An 18,056-nucleotide genomic window follows, 5' to 3' on the forward strand; every position below is an offset into this window, starting at 1 on the left:
CTGCTTTATTCGATCCAATCCAGGATCCTGTACCATAGCCCCGCAAATGGCAGGAACCACGGGCGCCCATCATACATCCCCAGCGGTACGTTCGGGAAATCAAACTGCGCGAATGGGTGCTCTTTAATATTTCCCTTTATCATCGCCTCCGCCACCGTCTTACCCAAGTGTGTTCCCATGGCAACACCGTGCCCTGCATAACCAAGCGAATAATATGTTCCATCCATTTCACCGACGTGTGTCATCTGGTCGAATGCGAAATCCAAAGTGCCGCCCCATGCATATTCGACATTTACATCTTTCAACTGGGGATAAACACTAATCATTTCGCGCCGTAATATCTCTGCACTTTGCGCAATCGTATTTTCGTTTTCGGGGAAGAACGCCGCACGCCCACCGAAAATCATGCGGTTATCCCATAGCCGAAAATAATTCAGAAAATGTTTGTAATCAAAGATCATTCTGTTGTGAGGGCTGAGTTCATTTGCAAGTTCATCCGATAATTGTTCAGTTGCAATAATGAATGATCCGATTGGGATAATTCTCTTCTGCAATTTTTTTGTGACATTTCCTGTGTAACCAGATGTTGCCACTAAAATGGATTTTGCACTCAATGAACCTCGTTCCGTCTCGATGAGAAATCGCTTCTCCCCCTGCTTGATCTTGTTGACGCGCGCTCGCGCGCAGAGTATTGCCCCCACCTTTTCAGTTACCCTCGCAAGCCCAGCCACATATTGCGCAGGGTTGAGTCCACCGCTGACTTCATCCACCAATGCCCCGTGATAGATATTTGAGCCGATCTCACTTCTCAATTCATTCGGCGGCACCAGCCTGACCTTGTGATTGAATTCCTTTGCCATGAAATCCACTTCATTCTTCAGGGCTTCATAATGTTTCGGTTTATTAGCAATCAGCAGATGACCATATCTCCCGAACCCGCAGTCAATATTTTCTTCTTTGATGATTTGTTCAACTGTATCTACCGAATCAAGAGAATATTGGAATAATGTCTTCGCCAGATCGCGGCCATACTTTTTGATAACGGTGGACATGCCCACTTTGAGTCCCGTCAACACCATGCCACCATTGCGTGAGCTCGCCCCCCAGCCAATTGTCTCTGCTTCCAATACAACTACTTTTGCTCCTTGTTTAGCAAGGATTCGCGCGGCACTCAAGCCTGTATATCCGCCGCCGATGATCCCAAAATCCACTTCTGAGGGGATGGGTGTGAGGTTTGAAGCGTCAGGCATATTCACTGTTGTATGCCAGTAGATTTGTTGTTTAAGCATAAGTGCGTCGCACCTTTCTTAATGGACTTCGGTTATCGCTTTGAACAATTCCACTTAATCAGATTTATTTTAGGGTCAGGTGCGACGCACCCTCGTCACGGAAGAATTTCATTCCAATCCAACTCTTCAAATGCTTTATGCAGACGATGTCCATCTTCAACGGCAATGTACTTCATGTTGGTAAAGACCTTCTGAGCGATTTCCCTCACCTCTTGCGGAGGAACCACATCATCCTGCATCCCGTGGACAAGAACTGTTGGCACATCAACGGGCGCAAAATGTTCGGATATGAATTCAGGCAGCATCAAGGCAGGCGCAAGCAGGATCAGTTTTCTAACTTGTTCGGGATGTTTGCAGGCGAAGACTCCTCCCATCAGCCCGCCATAGGATGAACCGATGATAGTCCAATCTTTTTGTTCGCCAAGAATTGGATACAGTTGCTCCATGCGTTCTTCAAAAGAACCAGTGAAATCAGGCGTTATCATACCGGGGAATAATTGTGCAAATTGACGCGCCTTCCCACTTTGGCTGGTGCTTTCCAACCCGTGAAGGTAGATGATCTTGGAATTATTCATCTCCACTGCCTTTCCTGCTTCTACGGCTGATGGTTTTTACATTTGCAGTTGCTGGCGTCTCTTCTGTTTTCTTCTTGCGAGTTGTTTTCTTTTTAATTTCAACTGCTTCTAAAGCAGGTACATCATCCACAAAATCAGTTGGCTCCTCCTCGAAATTTCTCTGCGCTGTCAACGGCTGTGGACGAAGAAGCTCGCGCAGTTCTTTTTGCAATGGCGGCGGGAAAGATGAAGAAATACGCCGTAATGTCACCGCGGTCATTGGGTTCTGCGAATTGGTCAATACATGCTTGAGCATGAAGGTGGTTTCGTTTGCGGAGGCGCGATACAAAGTGACGATCAACTCTGTCAATTCGTTTTGTAAAGTGGATGGCGCTTCTTCAATAACGGGCTCGACAATATCAAGTATGGGGGGCAGATTCGTAAAGGACGTGTCCGCAATCATGGGTAGGAGGGCCTGAATCCCATTCGACCAGGTGCGTGAGCGTTCGGGGTGCAGGTATTCACGCACAAGATCAAGGAATTGATCGGGCGTTTCCTTCCTCATACGCGTGAGACTAGTGGAAAGCAAAGCCGAGCGCACATCGGGGTCGCGGATTTGCTGAGTCCATGCAGTGAGACGGGGGAGTAGGCGTTCCTCTTGCGGAGGAATTCGTCCCAGCAAAAATGCGGCGAGCAAGCGTGTTTCGAGCGCACCTTCATCCCATAATACATCTGCGAGTTCAAGCGCAAAATGTGGATTCGCCCCGGCGACAGATCGCAATTCGTTTTCAATATGCGTCAGTACGGCTGGCGGCGTGCGATATGTTTTTAGGTTGGAGCCGGGAGCGACATTTTCCTTGGTCCGCAGGGTGTAATTGACGTAAAAGTCCAGTATCTCGCGCAAGTGCTTCATGAACTCATCCGGCAGGAAGAAAAAATCTGCCAGGCGATTTGCTTGTTTGCGGAGGCGGGCGAGGTCAACTGCGGGCATGGGATGTTTATGCCATTGCGAGGAGGGTGTTCTCCCCGACGAAGCAATCTCGAACGCCATGGCTGAGATTGCTTACCCATTCGGGTACGATGTCGGGCGAAGAGCAAGAGCGCCCTCGCAATGATATGGTGGTTAATACGCTCTTGCGAAATACACTTTTCTTTTGGAAGATTTTCCACAGACGATGCAAGTGCCTTCTTCATCGGGTTGATTAAAAGGAATGTTACGCGTGGTTGCCTTCGCTTCTTCCTTGACTTTGGTCTCACATTCACGTGACTCGCACCAATAGGCGAAGGCCCAGCCGTCCTGAACGACTTTCTTCAACTCCTCATAATCTTTGGGATGATGAATGTTGGCATCTCGGTATTCTGTGGCGCGCTTGAGGAGTGAATCCTGAATCTCGGTCAGCAAACCGCTTACAGCGGAGTCCAGACCCGCCTGAGGGACGAAGGTCTTGCCTTCCTTGCCAGGCTTGTCACGTCGGGCGAGGGCAACTGATCCCTTTTCCACATCCTTGGGCCCGATCTCTATGCGGAGAGGGACGCCGCGCATTTCCCAATCGTTGAATTTGAATCCAGAACTGACGTTGTCGCGGTCATCCATTTTGACTCGGATGCCTGCGGTTTTGAGTTCCTTGAAAATGCGGTCTGCAACTTCCATCACTTTGATTTTCTCATCATCCTTTTTGAAGATGGGAACGATGACAGCTTGAACAGGCGCGAGGCGGGGAGGAAGCATGAGGCCCTGGTCATCACCATGCACCATGATCATCGCGCCGATGATGCGGGACGAGATGGCCCACGAAGTTGTTTCGCAGAATTGCAACGTGTTGTTGTTATCGAGATATTGGATCTCGAATGCCTTGGCGAAGTTCTGCCCGAAATAATGTGAGGTACCAGATTGCAAAGCACGCTTATCCCACATCATCGCTTCAATGGATGTAGTGATCTGCGCGCCCGCGAATCTTTCAGTTTCGCTTTTAGTGCCTTTGATGACAGGGATTGCCGCTTCCTTGTAGCAGAACTCTTCATAAATATCGAGGATGCGATACATTTCCTCTTTAGCTTCCTCAGCACTAGCGTGGGCGGTGTGACCCTCGTGCCAATAGAATTCAGTGGTGCGAAGGAAGAGTTTTGTGCGCAGTTCCCAACGAAGTACGGAGCCCCATTGAACGATGAGAATGGGAAGATCGCGCCAGGACTTGATCCACTTGGCATACATGTGCCCGATGATGGTTTCAGAAGTTGGGCGAACGGCCAGCTTTTCCTCAAGCTCTTCGCCGCCACCATGTGTCACAACTGCGAGCTCAGGCGCGAAGCCCTCCACATGTTCCTTTTCTTTCTCAAAGAAAGAGAGAGGGATCAAGGTGGGGAACGCCGCGTTGACGTGGCCTGTCGCCTTGAACTCCTTATCCAGCCAGGATGTGATGTTCTCCCATAGCGCCCAGCCATATGGTTTAACAACCATGCATCCACGCACGGGGGCATAGTCCGCAAGGTCTGCTCTAATAACAAGTTGGTTGTACCATTCTGAAAAATCTTCCGCACGGGTGGTTAATTTGTCTTCAGCCATTTTTCCTCTTGATGTTATCAGGTGTAAAGGTTTGAACGTTTAAACGTTCAAACCTGCTAACTTTCCAACGTTGCAACAGCAGTTTTCACATCATTCGCAAAGTATAACAACTCTCGTTGATGGATGGGCATATAAGTTTCAAACTCAGTGAAGAACTGATCAAACGTGGACTGCCAACCGCGCCCGATCAGTATCAACGGCCTACGGGGCAATGATTCCACGATCATCAAATTCCACATCAACGACACTTCGGCCAATGTACCTGCGCCGCCGGCGAGAGCCATCGCTGCATCACAACCGTCGATCAATCCCGCCAGGCGTTCCATGAGTGACTTCTTTCGTCTTTCTTCCTTCACCCATTGATTGGCTTTTGTTGAACGCCAGTTTTCGATATCTTCACAGGTCACACCGATCACATGTCCGCCCGCTTCACATGCCCCACGTGAGACAGCTTCCATCGTGCCCATGTAGCCGCCAGTCAAGACAGCATGTCCGCGCTGGGCTAGGAGCGCGCCGAGTTCGCGTGCCTCCTCGTAAGCTGATGTTCCTTCTTTGGGTTGTGCGCCACCAAATACAGATATGTTCATAAAAATTCCTTGTCGAAAGTCAAAGGTCTAGGGTCGCGCGACTTTTGACTTTCGACCTTTAACTAATTCTCTTGATCCCATTCTCTTGTTTTATTCACTTCAATTTTCTTCAACACTACCTCTTCCAGATCGATGCCTGAAACCGAAGCTAATTGTAGAAGATACAAAGTCACATCTGCCAATTCGCTTCCTAATTCTTCTTTATCTTTTATATCATCGTGGAATTGAAAATGCTCTAAAATTTCAGCCGCTTCCAGTGAAAGCGAGATCGCCAAGTTACGCGGAGTCTGTGGGCGCTTGCTATCTCTCTCGTACCAGCCTTTCGACTTCACCAACTCGTGCATTGCCTCTGTTAATTCTTTAATTGTCAAGCTTTTATTGTCCATCGTCAATTGTCCATAAACAAAAACGGCTCACCAAGTCTGGGAGCCGTTTGGGCGCGCGAAGGCGAACCTAGCCAGACCTGGAGGATATATCCATTCGCGGGGACGGGTTCGGGTTCATCAACATGCGGCAGATTATACCCTTAACTTTCAAATGGGAGGTTTGATTTTTGAACGCGGGTATTATATAAGGGTAAAATTGAAATTATGCAAAAGGATGACCTGCTCCGCCTCCTACGTGACTCAAACCTGCTTCCCTCCGAAAAGCAGACCTTACTCTCGAACATCACCACCCAAGCCGCATCCTTGAACATGCCTTGCTATATTGTCGGTGGCTTCGTGCGTGATCTTCTGCTTGGCAAAACCGTGAATGATCTGGATATCATCGTCGAAGGCGATGCGATCAAACTTGGAAAATCCCTCGCAAAAAAATTCGGCGGCAAACTCACCCCACACGAAAAATTCCACACTGGCATCTGGCATTTTCCCTCAACCTTCAACCTTCAGCCTTCGTCCCTGGATTTGATCACAGCTCGCAAAGAAACTTACGAACAGCCAGGTACATTACCAACTGTAACGCCATCCACCATTGAAGATGACTTGCGCCGCCGTGACTTCACGATCAACTCAATGGCCATTCGCATGGATGGTGACCACTTTGGCGAATTGCTAGACCCTCTCAATGGGCGGGCCGACCTTGAGAAGGGATTAATCCGCGTCTTGCATCCGCGCTCCTTTGTGGATGATCCCACCCGCATCTTTCGTGCCATCCGCTACGAGGGACGCTATTCCTTCAATATCGAACCTGAAACATTTGCTCTCATTAATTCTGAATCGCTTGTGGTCATTCCGAAATTAAGCGGTGAGCGAATCCGCCACGAGTTGGACTTGATCTTTGAAGAGGATAATTCATCACAAATTATTTTGCGTATGGGTGAGTTTGGTGTGTTCCAAAAAATTCACCCAAAACTCTCGCTGTTCAACCCAGATTATTCGTACTTCCTTGAGATGGATCCAACTTTAGACATCCCAGCCAGCCGAACTGCAATGGGTTATATGCTTTGGCTTATGGATTTATCGGAAGACGAAATTCTGTCCATTGCAAGGCGGTTGGATTTTACATCCGACTTAACCCATTCGGTTTGGGCCGTGTCTCAATTGAAAAAGAGTCTGCCGTACCTTGTGGATTCAAGCCCAAGCGTGTGGACGTTCGCGCTTGAAAAACTTCCTCTGCTTTCCATTTATGTGGTCTATCTTATTTCTCGCGAAAATGCACTGTTAGACTTTCTCTCCATTTGGCGTCACGTAAAGCCACATACAACGGGCGATGATCTGAAGGCGCGAGGCCTTGAACCCGGGCCGCGCTTTGGAGAGATTCTGACACGACTCCGCGCCGCATGGTTGGATGGAGAGGTGAGTGATAAAGAACAGGAGATGGCGCTCTTGGAAACGATGTTGTGAGGAATGAAGCTTACAGCTTGAAGCCTGCCTGTTTTGCCTCCTCACCTCAAAGTCCAAAAATGAAGCGTGAATATTAATCCAGTTTTAATCCTGTACCTTGCTGGCGTCCTACTTTATAATAGAGCTTATGACACAGACCAAGGCGGAAAGCACACGATTGCCTTATCGCTTACGAGAGCCATTCCTCACTACGACGGAATCGGCTCTTTTTCGTCTGTTGACAGAGATGGTGGGGAGCAGGTATGTGGTCTGCCCGAAGGTTGCACTGAATGATGTGTTCTACATCCTGCGCCCGAATGAAAATGTGCATTTCTTCAATAAGATATTTCGCAAACATGTGGACTTTTTATTGTGCGACCCGCGAACTTTTGCGCCATCTTTTGGCGTTGAAATCGTAAGACCGAATTCAAAAGATAGCGCCCGCGAATCGGATAAGTTCATGGATGAGTTGTTCACAGATGCGGGAGTTCCGTTGGTTCATATTCCATCGGGTGAAAAATATGACGCAGGCGACATTATTGCATTGTTTCAATTGGCGGTGGCGAAAATCGGCGGGACGGTTTCTCTGCGAATTGACCGCCCAACTGATACTGTTCCGAATTGCCCCATCTGCGGAAAGATGATGGTCTTGCGGATGCATCGCAATGGTGAACATCTGGGAAAGAAATATTACGGCTGCATGGACAGCCCTCGTTGTGCGGGCGTAGTTCCCATAGATTGATCGTCTTAAACGGGGGATGGCGTTTCCCGCGTGATGAGGTTTTTGGCTTGCAGGAATTTGAATATTCCCAGTGCAACTCCCACGCACAAATAACCAAAGATCAGGCTGAAGACTCCCAATAATGCCGATTGTTCAAGCAGTTCTCTTGTAAATTCAGCAATGCTTTCTGTAGGCAGCGATACCAACACTACCTCGATGAGCATAAGAACAAAAAATAGAATAGGCGTGATCAAAGCAGTTTTGTAGAGCGACGCCGTTGATCTGTTACGGCTCCAGATCCACATGCCAACTGCCAGCAGAGTGTAGGGGATGAACCAGAGAATGATACCGAACACATAATACGCCACTGGCATCAGTGCGAAGTTCCATGCCTCAGATGTTTCCTGCATGGATAGGAGGAAAACAATCAACGCGCAGATGCCCCAAAGAATGTATGGAAATAGCAGGGCAAGTCTAAAATAGGTTCGGGGTTTCATGAGTAGTGCCTTTTCAATTCAGAAGCATAAGCCTTGCCAATGGTTTCGCGGTTGCTCTTCAACCAGTCCTTGAAGGCGGTTTGGGCGCGGGCGGGCTCTTTGGAGACAAGCAAGTTCGCCATCAGACCGTCCACTTCTTCAGGGGTCAGGATCACATCGTTCACAAAGAGACTCAAAAACTGTGCAGCCAACAGCGCCAATCGCGGCGGGACGGAGATTAGCAGGCGCTTCACGCCGATGGTTTCGCCGATCAATCCCACAAGTTCTTTGAAGGTGTATGCATCGGGGCCAACAGCATCGATCACATAGTTTTCCTTGCTGTACACACCTTCCGCAGCGAGGTCTGCTAGGTCTTCAATGTACACAGGCTGAATTCCGTACGACCCGTCACCGGGGATGAAGAAGATAGGAAATCGGCGCAAGAGGAATGCGATGTTGTTGATGAGGATGTCTTCTTTTCCAACTAATACTGTAGGGCGCAGGATCGCGTATGACAAACCCGAATCCATAACCGTTTTCTCATTCGCGGCTTTGCCCCAATAATAGGGCAGATGTGAATCAGCAGAGGGGTTGGCGATGCTAATGTGTACAATCCGCTTCACACCAGCTTTTACAGCAGCATTAACCAAAATTTTTGTGTTCGTCACGGCTTTGGGCTGTGTGTTGCTTCCTTTATCAAAGCGCACCCAATATGTGTTGACTAACACATCCACACCGCGCAAATTATTTTCTAATTCAGCAGGGTTCTCAAAATTCAATGGGAATGCTTTTATTTTTCCACCGAACGGGTCAGGTCGGTTGGGGTGGTTGGTGAGCGTGATGACTTCCTCGCCGCGTTCCAATAAACGTTTGGCAATGTATTTTCCAGAATAACTGAATGCGCCTGTCACTGCAATTTTCATTTCAATACTCCCAAAATGGATTTGACATTCCCAAGCCCCAGCTTTTCCAACCTCACAACTGCTTTCGTCAGGCTGTCTATGGCATCGAAGAAACCCTGCAATGCCTGCAAGCGCTCGTAGACGAATTGAACCTCCGCTTCATTTCCTGAGACCGAGCCTGCTTCCAGTTTCTCGAGCATTTCCTTCACCGAACGAAGTGACCTGTCGAACTCGCTGTTCTGCCTTTCCTTCAAGATCGAGCGGATGGATTGATAGAAATCGCTTTCGGCTTCGTAATAATCCTTTCGGTCTGCAAGCTTGGAGGATCGATGCACGAGACCCATACGAGCCAGTGTCCGTACTTCGGTGCTGACTGCGCCTTTGGTGAGGCCTGTCTCCCGTACGATTTCATCTAATGAAAGAGGGGAGGGGGAGAGATATAGCACGGCGAAAATCGCGCCCATGCCTTTGGGAAAGCCCCAGAATCGACTGATCTGGCTGAGGCTTTCAGTGAAATCCTGCTTGAGTTGGGTGAGTCTGGTTGTCATGGCTTGTGTTTAGAATGTTTAGTAATTACTAAACATAGTATATGTCAAATGGTTTTTGCTGTCAAGGACAAAAAACCGCCGTGAAATACGGCGGTCTGTACTGCGAGATTTATCTCGTAAATGGTTTGGCTCAAATACAACTGCGACATAAATGTCGCGGTACGAGGTTATTGCTGAATGTAGAACATCTGGAACAATTCCGTTCCTGTCTTGCCCTGCGCTTCGTTTAGATATGTTTGGATCGGCACACGCAGAACGATATGCTCGGTTTCGTTTTTCTCGAACCAGAATTCCACGAAGCCATAATTTGGACCCTGCATCTCCTCACGGGGGATTTGGATAATTATTTCCAAGACCTGCGCCATCCAATTTCCAAACTCTTCTGTGGCTGTCAAATCATCCACTGGCAGGCGGACGTAGAAATCGGTTTCCATCGCGCCAAAAGTGGAATGCCCATCCGCAAAGATGCAGTCCTCGCCAAAAAACGTGGCGTGAGAAGTGGCTTGTTCATTCAAGGCGCGAATGACAGCATCCACTTTTTCTGTTAATTCAGGTGCATCGTGATAAGTCCAGGTAAATGCACAGTCCCCAGAGGTTGGAGTCAGAGTTTCTACAACATCCGTAATCGTTGCTTGGGCTGTTGTAGCAATCACTGGAACGGAAGTCGCATCATCCTGTGTCGGCGCGTTTACATTTTGCAGCGCAACAAAGGCCGCGGTTGCAGACAAAACAATACCAATGATCCAGTTCCGTTTGTGTTTCATTCTTTTGGTTGAGTTTCCTGCACTTGAAAACAGGGTATTATTCGATAATCGATATTATCTCAGGGGACATCAGTAGGCACGTCCGTGGGCTCTTCCGCTGGGGCTTCGGTAGCGACCTCGGTTGGATATTCCTCAGGTGGGTTGGTTGGATATTCTTCAGATGAATCAGTTGGGAAACCCTCGTCATCCGGGCTGTAGATAAACCACTCTTCATCCTCGAAATCAGGGAAATCTTGCGGGTCGGGGAGCTCATCCAGAAATTCAAGCAACTCGGGGTTGTCTTCAATCCAATCCTCAATCAGATCCTGGTCAATTTCCTGAATTTCTGAAAGCTCGCCTTCCTCATCAATAAAGGCCGATTCTCCATCAGTCAATTCAACTTCTTCGCCGTCTTCGTCTTCCAGACTGCAATGACCTTCTAGGCAGGATGCCCTCAGACGATTTGTCTCAGGATTAAACTCCACGCTTAGCAAACTGCCACGAACAGATGCAACACCGGATGGCGTTTTCACATCCAGCGAACCGCCATTTAATAAAACATACACTTTTCCAAAAAGAAGTTCAAGAGTTGTTTTTGGTTCACCGTTTACATCCGTGATCTCTGGGAAAGTAAACGACGAATTGGGGCCCACGCGAATGATCGTGCCTTCCGGGGTTAAGTCCAGGCGGGCGCGGCTGTCGGTGTCAGTCTGTATACCGCCGCCTGCGATGATCTTCATGCCGACAGTGGCGGATGCGTATTCTTCATTGGATGTGCTGCGTGCGGAAACAGTGTTCTCGATTTCAGATACAACCGCTTCACGCCCCGCCTCGGCCAGTTCGCTGTTTTCTGGTGACGTTGCCGCCTCTGCTGGAGACTCTGTCAGCGCGGGGGCTTGAGTGGATTCGGTTTCAGTGGGGAATGAACTGGTTGAACAGGCACCCAGCAACAAAGTCAGAAAAAGAAGCGTGGATATTATTTTTTTCATCTAGTAATTTTTACTCTCCATTTATTTCAAAATATCCGCGGCGGCAGATGCCATCAGCGCCACGCCATTGATCAAGGCTTGTTCGTCAAAGTCAAATTTGGGGTGGTGATGGCTGTAATCCAAATTCTTTTCTTTGTTATTCGAGCCGATGAAGAAATAACAGCCATCCACTTTTTCCTGCATGAAGGCCATATCTTCCGCACCCATGGTGAGGTAGCCCGCTGTATCCAGCTCTGTGTCCGGTAATGTTTTACGCGCGATGGCCTGAACTTTTTCTGTAACAGAATCATTATTAGCCAGCGCAGGTGTGACGCGAATGATTTTGACTTCTGCTTTGCAGCCCATGGCTTCGGCAATGCCGTGCACAACCTGCTCCACACGTTCAAGCACAAGTTTGCGAACTTCAAGATCAAAAGTGCGGATCGTGCCTGAGAGTTTTGCTTCCTGCGGAATAACATTGAAGGCTGTACCCACATCCACTTTGGTAACACTGACAACTGCCGTATGCAGCGGAGAGACGTTGCGCGAGACAATGGTTTGAAGCGCCGTGATGATTTGTGCAGCGGCGGTGACGGGGTCAATTGTGGTGTGAGGTGCGGCTCCGTGCCCGCCCTTACCTGTCAACTTGATGTGAAATTCTTCTGCACCAGCCATAACAGGGCCCGATGCAACGCTTACCCAGCCAAGCGGTTTTTCGTTCCAAAGATGCATCGAGAGAGTCATATCTACTTTCGGCCCGTCAAGCACACCGTCGCGCATCATCATTTCTGCGCCGCCGCATTCTTCACCATTGAATCCCTCTTCAGATGGCTGGAAGCAAAATTTGACATTACCAGCCAATTCATTTTTATGTGCGTTCAATATTTTTGCAACCGTTAATCCCATGGCGGTGTGACCATCATGTCCGCAGGCGTGCATGACGCCCGGGTTGGTGGATGCATATTCAGCATTTGTATCTTCGATGATCGGGAGCGCGTCCATATCAAAACGGAGCAGAACAGTGGGGCCCGGCTTTGCGCCTTCGAGAAATCCCACCACGCCAGTTTTTCCAACACCCTTGGTCACTTCGATGCCCAGGGCTTCGAGTTCCTTGGCAACTATTCCACCTGTACGGATTTCTTTAAATCCAAGCTCCGGGTGAACATGAAAGTCACGGCGCATGGCCTGAGTATAGGGAAAAAGTTCCTGTGCTTGTTTCAAAAAGTCGGTCATCATGTCTCCTTATTTATTTTCCATGTCCTGGAAATATGGTTTTGATCTTATGTTTATGGATTGTATCCCAACTTGTCCTTGAAACAACATCATCTTCAGGCAGCATAAAAAGCGGATGCAGATCGCCTGTGAAAGCAAAGCCTTCATCGAGGATCAAGGTGACACTATCATCGCTATGCCCCGGCGTGTGGATGATCTCTCCCTGCAGGCCGATGCCTGCCAGGAATTTTCGGCTCTCTCCCACCTGCAAACTGATACTGTCATTCGTTGTAATGGGTACGTAGGGATAGTTTTTCGTCTTGAAGAACTCCGTCATCTGAGGGACGAAATCAGTTTGTACATCCAGAAGAATATGTTTGAGGCCGAGGTTTTTCAGTTCTTGGGTCATGCCCGCGTGATCGGGATGAAAATGGGTGGCGAGGAAATATTTAATATCCTGAATCGAAACCCCTTTACGTTTCAGTTCCGCGGAAAATTGTGGGAGCGTCCCCGGCCAGCCGCAATCGACAAGTAACTTCCCGCCTTTGATGTCAATTGCATAATAATTGGTGGATTGGTAACCGACGTTGATGATGTTCATTTGTTAATAGGTCAAACGTCGAAAGTCGAAAGTCATGCGACCTTTGACGTTTGACAATTGAATTAGGTATAGTTCACAACCCTAAATTTTTCTTCATATCTCGGATTTTCTTCGGTACTGTCCTCTGCGCGGCGGGATTTGAAACGTTCGATCAGTTTATCAACATCCTGCACCTGGGTCTTGTGCTCAAGGATTGCTTTGAGTTTGATATCCCAGGTATCAGTCACATCAATTGTGGTGTTGGGTTGGCTGGTGAGCGAACACCAGACTTCCTTTGGCATATGAGGCTGAAAGCCCTGTTCGATCAATTCGGGAAAATATGCGATGTTGTCTGCGGCGGGGAAGACGGCATCCAGGACAACTTGTCCGCAGGCTCGATGATCGGGATGGTTTATGCCATAGATTGCAAAGAGGTTCTGTGGGTCGCAGGTGACCAAGATATCTGGCTTGTGTCTGCGAATTTCGCGGACAATGTCACGGCGGAGGTCAAGGCTTGGGATGAGGTAGCCATCTGGCAGGTCCAGAAAGAGAGGCAGGTTGGCCCCGATCACTTTGGCGGCATTGGCTTGCTCCATATGTCTGATCCCGCATAAACTTTCAGGGGTCATTTCCGGGTGAGTGGTTGGGTTGAAGCCTTTATCTCCGCAAGTTAAGAGAACGTAAGTGATGTCATGCCCCGCTCTTGCCCAGCGTGCCAATGTCCCGCCGCAAAAAAATTCTGGGTCATCGGGGTGAGCCAGAATTACCAGAATTTTTTGGAATGTTGTCCAGTTTTCAGGTTGCAGAGTCATCGTTTACGAATTACGGATTACGAATTGCGCATTCCATAATTCGTAATCCGTAAAATTAGTTTTTGTTATTGCGCGCTTTTCCGCAGGTGCATCCGCCGCCTTCGTGACGGTCACAAGGAGCTTGAGCTTTGCGCCTTAGAGCCTCGAGCTCATCCCAGGGTTCAATTTCTTCGCGCGAGAAAGTCATATGCTGTGGGCGGTCTGTGCCGCTTTCGATCAAGACCACAACTTTTTCGCTCATGGGAATTACATCGATCACCTTGCCTTCGCCTTTAGGTGTGACCACACGCTTGTTACGCTTGGGAAGGGTTTTGCGAGCCGCTACGTACTGCTCATATTCATAGATGAGGCAGCAGCGCAGGCGTCCGCACATGCCGGTGATCTCGTTGGGCGTGAGCGAGATGCCTTGTTCCTTTGCCATCTTGATGGAGATGGGCGAAAAGTCTGTCAGGAATTTCGAGCAGCAACGCGTCTCGATCCCACACGCACCCATGCCACCGAGGATTTTCGCCACGTCGCGCGGACCGATCTGCCGCATCTCAATGTGCGTGGTGGGATACAACTCATGCATATCCTTTTTGAGCGACTTCAGGTCAACTTTATCTTCGCTCTCTGTGCTAAATAGAAAAGCGAGACGCGAGCCATCGTAGTTGTATTCAGCGGCCACGATCTTGACCTCTTTCAGATCAAGTTCAGAGGCGCGGGCGCGGCAGTTGATCATGGCTTCGGTCTGTTTGGCCTGCCATGATTGCTGGAGGAGCAGGTCACGCGGGGTGGCGCGCCTCTCCACGGATTTCCAGCCGCCCTCGGGTTGCGGAGGCGTTTCCTGCACTCGCTGCACCACCTCACCGAGGTGTTTGCCGCGTGAAGTATCCACGATGACATGCTCGCCGACGCCCACATCTGGCACGGCGTTTGAATTAAAGTGATAGATCTTGCCGATTTTGGTAAATCGTACACCGATAATGTTAGTTTCCATGAGCATAATTATACCGTAGAGAAAGGAGGCGGGAGTGGTGAATAGTGGATGGTGCAAAGCCAGGAAATTCTTAACGTGAATTACGCGAATGTGCGAATTGTTCGAATAAACCCTGAAAAACTCTTCTGAACACAAAGTACACAAAGGACTTCTTAGGAGTTTCGTTGAGCTAAAAAGAAAGCCCCTGAAGAAATTTTCTTCAGGGGCAAACGTTAACTACTACGTGCAGCCAATCGCTATTCAACAATATTGATCGGCAGAGTGTTATTTGCGCCGAGCGCAGCCACGGATACCTTTGCTGCCAGCTTCTGCGAAATTTCTGTAAAGACTTGCGCTACTACCGAATCAGGATGGGAAACAACAATTGGCTTGCCGCTATCCCCACCGATGCGTACATTTTGATCTATCGGAATTTTTCCGAGGAAGGTGGTGTCGGTGGCTTGTGCCAATTGCTCGCCACCGCCAGAGCCGAAGATATCCATGCGGGTTCCATCAGGCAGGTCAAGGTAAGACATGTTTTCAATGATGCCGAGGATGGGCACTTCCAACTGCTTGAACATGTTAAGTCCGCGAGATGCGTCTTCAATGGAGACGAGTTGAGGCAAAGTCACTATGACCGCTCCGCTTAATGGAAGGGCCTGCGCAAGTGAAAGAGACGCATCACCGGTGCCGGGGGGGAGGTCAATAATGAGGTAATCCAATTCACCCCATTCCACATCGCCCAAAAATTGGCGGATGGCGGAATTGAGCATAGGTCCGCGCCAGATGAGCGGCTGACCGGGTTTGACCAGTAGGCCCATGGAGATCATCTTCAAGCCATATGCCTGGGCGGGTATGAGGCGCTGTCCATTAGGCGGCGGGAGTTTCTCCACGCCGAGCATGGTAGGTGTGTTGGGGCCGTAAATGTCCGCATCTAATAGGCCGACGCGTGCGCCAGCCTTTGCCAATGCCACAGCAATGTTCACTGAGACAGTGGACTTTCCGACGCCGCCCTTGCCTGAACCGACTGCAATCGCATTGCGGATAGGCATATTGACCAGTCCGCGCATGCGACCATCATTTGGCACATCCGAATCCATTTTAAGTTCAACGGTTTTCACGCCATCAACTGCCAGAACGACAGTTCTGGCATCCCTCTCGATCTTGACCCGGAATGGGCAAGCCGGGGTGGTGAGCATGATCGCGAAGGAAACTTTATCCCCGCTAATCTCAAGATTGCGGATCATGTTTAACGTAACAAGATCCTGGCCGAGGTCAGGTTCCTGCACTGTTCCTAAAGCCGCGAGCACGGATTCTTTTGTAATATTTTTTGCCATTTAGTTAAAAACCTCTAAACACTAAGGACACAAAGGACCCGACGGAGCAGAGCTTAAACCTTTGTGCTCTTGGCATCCTCTGTGTCTAATTTAGTTACGCGGTAGATGCGGCAGCGGCGGCATCAGCCTTGGCGGCTTTAGCGGCTTCCTTTGCCTTGCGGGCTTCCTCTTCGCGGGCAAAATTCTGCGGGCGAATGCTTTCATAATATGAGGAAGGCTTGAGTAATTTTTCCATGTCGTAAACATTGCGTCCGTATGAAGCAATGTCGAAATCGTGATCCATCTTGATCGCATCAAACGGGCAGTACTCGGCGCAAAAGCCGCAGTTCATGCAGATATCTGCATCGATGTAAAACTCGGTTGGCTCAGGCACAGGACGGCTTGTAACGGGGTCGTTGCTTCGTACGATCCAGATGCATTGTGGCGGGCAGACCTTGGCGCAGATCCCACATGAAGTGCAGAGCACTTCTTTTTTACCTTCCGAATCCACGTTGTAAACAAGAAATGGAATGTAACGTGCCTCTTCAGGCAGGATCAAATGTTCTTCAGGATATTGAACTGTGAAGATACCTTTTGTATTTTTGCTGGAGCGATGCCTGATGCCTTCATCAGTGTTATAGCGCTTTTTTCCGCGCAGCCACCATGAAAGATCCTCGGTGTATGTAGCCCAGAATCGATCCCAGGTGACGCGCAGTGATTTTAGAAGTCCTAATCCATACATGGTCTATTCTCCTGTTACCTGTCCAGCTCGCCCATGACAATATCCAACATGGCAAGCAGAGCAACGAAGTCTGCGATCTTTGTGCCTACGCACATCTTCTCAAGCGCCGTCAGGTTGACGAATGACGGTGGGCGGACGTGATAGCGATATGGATTCGGTTTGCCGTTTGAAACGATGTAGAAAGCGAGTTCGCCTTTGGGTGACTCAACGCGACCATACGCCTCACCTGCCGGGACCCGCACCTGATACTGCGGTTTCTGAGAGTTGATCGGCCCCGCGGGTATTTGTTTTAGTGCCTGCTCCAAGATTCGCAGGGACTGTCGAATCTCGTCAAAGCGTATGAGATAGTTATCCATCATGTCGCCGTTGTAGCGGACAGCCACATCGAAATCAAATCGGTCATAAATGGAATAAGGATCCGCGCGACGCAGGTCATAAGGCACGCCAGCGGCACGCAACACCGGGCCTGTTACTGAATAGCGGATCGCATCTTCGGCGTTCAATACATGAATGTTTTTCAAACGCGCAACCAAGACCTCATTTTCGTTTAGGAAGCGTTCCATTTCGTCGGTCTTGGCGGGCAGGCGTTCGTAAACCAGATCCTTGAGCTTTTGCATTACATCATCTGGAATATCGCGAACAACGCCCCCAAAGCGGAAGTAATTGCACATCATGCGTGCGCCGGAGACGGCCTCGAAGATATCGAGGATCAATTCACGTTCTTCAAAGACATACAATGAAGGAGTATACATGGTTCCGAGGTCGTTCATCAACATGCCGATGAAGACGAGATGGTTTTGTATACGGGTAAGCTCAGCCATGATCACGCGGATATATTCCGCCCGTTCCGCTACGGGGACTTTCATCAGCTTTTCAACTGTGGTCACATAGCCAAAGTTGTTGCTCATGGAATTGAAATAATCCAGGCGGTCTGTGTAGGGAATATTTTGCAAATAAGTATTTCGTTCACCGATCTTGTCGTGGTTGCGATGCAGGTATCCCATTACAGGTTTGAGACCGATAATAGTCTCGCCATCCAGCGTGATCGCCACACGCAGCACGCCATGCGTTGACGGGTGATGCGGCCCCATGTTGACCACGATGTGGTCGGTCTTCATGCTGCCAACTTCATCTGTCGTTGAGTGACGTTCGAGAGAGGCGTAAAGATCCTCTTCCTTGTCTACTGTGTAATTTTCAGGGTCAAAACCCTTGGGGAAGTTCAAGTTATCGCGGAAGGGATTCTTTTCTTCCGCAAAGGTATG

The 18,056-nt window shown here is 49.2% G+C and carries 20 protein-coding genes; 2 read left to right on the forward strand and 18 right to left on the reverse strand.

Annotated features, from left to right (window positions below):
* Positions 1-5: 5 nt before the first annotated feature.
* From AC14M5_RS06845 to AC14M5_RS06870, 6 genes are all read right to left on the reverse strand, one after another.
* Positions 6-1,289 (reverse strand): NAD(P)/FAD-dependent oxidoreductase, encoded by a 1,284-nt coding sequence (locus AC14M5_RS06845; RefSeq protein ID WP_484028898.1) that lies wholly within the window; start codon positions 1,287-1,289, stop codon positions 6-8.
* Positions 1,290-1,384: 95 nt separating this feature from the next.
* Entirely contained in the window at positions 1,385-1,864 is a 480-nt protein-coding gene (locus AC14M5_RS06850) for an alpha/beta fold hydrolase (protein ID WP_484028899.1), read from the reverse strand.
* Positions 1,857-2,894, reverse strand: coding sequence for a DNA alkylation repair protein (locus tag AC14M5_RS06855; RefSeq protein WP_484028900.1), 1,038 nt, complete (start codon positions 2,892-2,894; stop codon positions 1,857-1,859). Before AC14M5_RS06855 ends, AC14M5_RS06850 begins: the two co-directional genes overlap by 8 nt.
* 72 nt (positions 2,895-2,966) lie before the next feature.
* Positions 2,967-4,406: a proline--tRNA ligase gene (proS, locus tag AC14M5_RS06860; RefSeq protein WP_484028901.1), complete on the reverse strand. Its 1,440-nt coding sequence runs from the start codon at positions 4,404-4,406 to the stop codon at positions 2,967-2,969.
* Positions 4,407-4,462: 56 nt separating this feature from the next.
* A complete protein-coding gene (locus AC14M5_RS06865) occupies positions 4,463-4,993 on the reverse strand; it encodes an LOG family protein (protein WP_484028902.1) in 531 nt (176 codons plus the stop codon).
* Between the two features lie 62 nt (positions 4,994-5,055).
* Positions 5,056-5,379 carry a nucleotide pyrophosphohydrolase gene (locus AC14M5_RS06870; protein ID WP_484028903.1) on the reverse strand — a complete coding sequence of 108 codons (324 nt, stop codon included), beginning with the start codon at positions 5,377-5,379 and terminating at the stop codon, positions 5,056-5,058.
* A gap of 204 nt (positions 5,380-5,583) precedes the next feature.
* On the opposite strand from AC14M5_RS06870, the gene AC14M5_RS06875 reads away from it, so the two are divergent.
* Positions 5,584-6,837: a CCA tRNA nucleotidyltransferase gene (locus tag AC14M5_RS06875; RefSeq protein ID WP_484028904.1), complete on the forward strand. Its 1,254-nt coding sequence runs from the start codon at positions 5,584-5,586 to the stop codon at positions 6,835-6,837.
* Between the two features lie 127 nt (positions 6,838-6,964).
* Entirely contained in the window at positions 6,965-7,558 is a 594-nt protein-coding gene (locus AC14M5_RS06880; RefSeq protein WP_484028905.1) for a DUF2726 domain-containing protein, read from the forward strand.
* A 5-nt stretch (positions 7,559-7,563) separates the two neighbouring features.
* Here the strand turns inward: AC14M5_RS06880 and AC14M5_RS06885 are convergent, their stop codons facing one another.
* The 12 genes from AC14M5_RS06885 to AC14M5_RS06940 form a co-directional block, all read right to left on the reverse strand.
* Positions 7,564-8,034, reverse strand: a complete 471-nt coding sequence (locus tag AC14M5_RS06885; protein WP_484028906.1) for a hypothetical protein — start codon at positions 8,032-8,034, stop codon at positions 7,564-7,566.
* Positions 8,031-8,936 carry an SDR family oxidoreductase gene (locus AC14M5_RS06890; protein ID WP_484028907.1) on the reverse strand — a complete coding sequence of 302 codons (906 nt, stop codon included), beginning with the start codon at positions 8,934-8,936 and terminating at the stop codon, positions 8,031-8,033. Before AC14M5_RS06890 ends, AC14M5_RS06885 begins: the two co-directional genes overlap by 4 nt.
* Complete coding sequence (locus AC14M5_RS06895; RefSeq protein WP_484028908.1) at positions 8,933-9,463, reverse strand: GbsR/MarR family transcriptional regulator; 531 nt, start codon at positions 9,461-9,463, stop codon at positions 8,933-8,935. Before AC14M5_RS06895 ends, AC14M5_RS06890 begins: the two co-directional genes overlap by 4 nt.
* A gap of 167 nt (positions 9,464-9,630) precedes the next feature.
* Positions 9,631-10,227: a hypothetical protein gene (locus tag AC14M5_RS06900; RefSeq protein WP_484028909.1), complete on the reverse strand. Its 597-nt coding sequence runs from the start codon at positions 10,225-10,227 to the stop codon at positions 9,631-9,633.
* Positions 10,228-10,286: 59 nt separating this feature from the next.
* The gene (locus tag AC14M5_RS06905; protein WP_484028910.1) at positions 10,287-11,195 is read right to left on the reverse strand and encodes a FecR family protein; all 909 of its coding nucleotides are present in this window, start codon (positions 11,193-11,195) and stop codon (positions 10,287-10,289) included.
* Positions 11,196-11,216: 21 nt separating this feature from the next.
* Positions 11,217-12,407 (reverse strand): M20 metallopeptidase family protein, encoded by a 1,191-nt coding sequence (locus tag AC14M5_RS06910; RefSeq protein WP_484028911.1) that lies wholly within the window; start codon positions 12,405-12,407, stop codon positions 11,217-11,219.
* Between the two features lie 13 nt (positions 12,408-12,420).
* Positions 12,421-12,987, reverse strand: a complete 567-nt coding sequence (locus AC14M5_RS06915) for an MBL fold metallo-hydrolase (RefSeq protein WP_484028912.1) — start codon at positions 12,985-12,987, stop codon at positions 12,421-12,423.
* A gap of 62 nt (positions 12,988-13,049) precedes the next feature.
* Positions 13,050-13,778, reverse strand: a complete 729-nt coding sequence (locus AC14M5_RS06920; RefSeq protein WP_484028913.1) for a PIG-L deacetylase family protein — start codon at positions 13,776-13,778, stop codon at positions 13,050-13,052.
* A 55-nt stretch (positions 13,779-13,833) separates the two neighbouring features.
* Positions 13,834-14,757 (reverse strand): PSP1 domain-containing protein, encoded by a 924-nt coding sequence (locus AC14M5_RS06925; protein ID WP_484028914.1) that lies wholly within the window; start codon positions 14,755-14,757, stop codon positions 13,834-13,836.
* A gap of 236 nt (positions 14,758-14,993) precedes the next feature.
* A complete protein-coding gene (locus tag AC14M5_RS06930) occupies positions 14,994-16,073 on the reverse strand; it encodes an Mrp/NBP35 family ATP-binding protein (RefSeq protein WP_484028915.1) in 1,080 nt (359 codons plus the stop codon).
* 94 nt (positions 16,074-16,167) lie between these two features.
* Positions 16,168-16,794 (reverse strand): 4Fe-4S binding protein, encoded by a 627-nt coding sequence (locus tag AC14M5_RS06935; RefSeq protein WP_484028916.1) that lies wholly within the window; start codon positions 16,792-16,794, stop codon positions 16,168-16,170.
* A 14-nt stretch (positions 16,795-16,808) separates the two neighbouring features.
* Positions 16,809-17,912 (reverse strand): NADH-quinone oxidoreductase subunit D, encoded by a 1,104-nt coding sequence (locus AC14M5_RS06940; RefSeq protein WP_484028971.1) that lies wholly within the window; start codon positions 17,910-17,912, stop codon positions 16,809-16,811.
* Between the last annotated feature and the right edge of the window lie 144 nt (positions 17,913-18,056).

This window comes from Candidatus Villigracilis sp. (assembly GCF_057083605.1).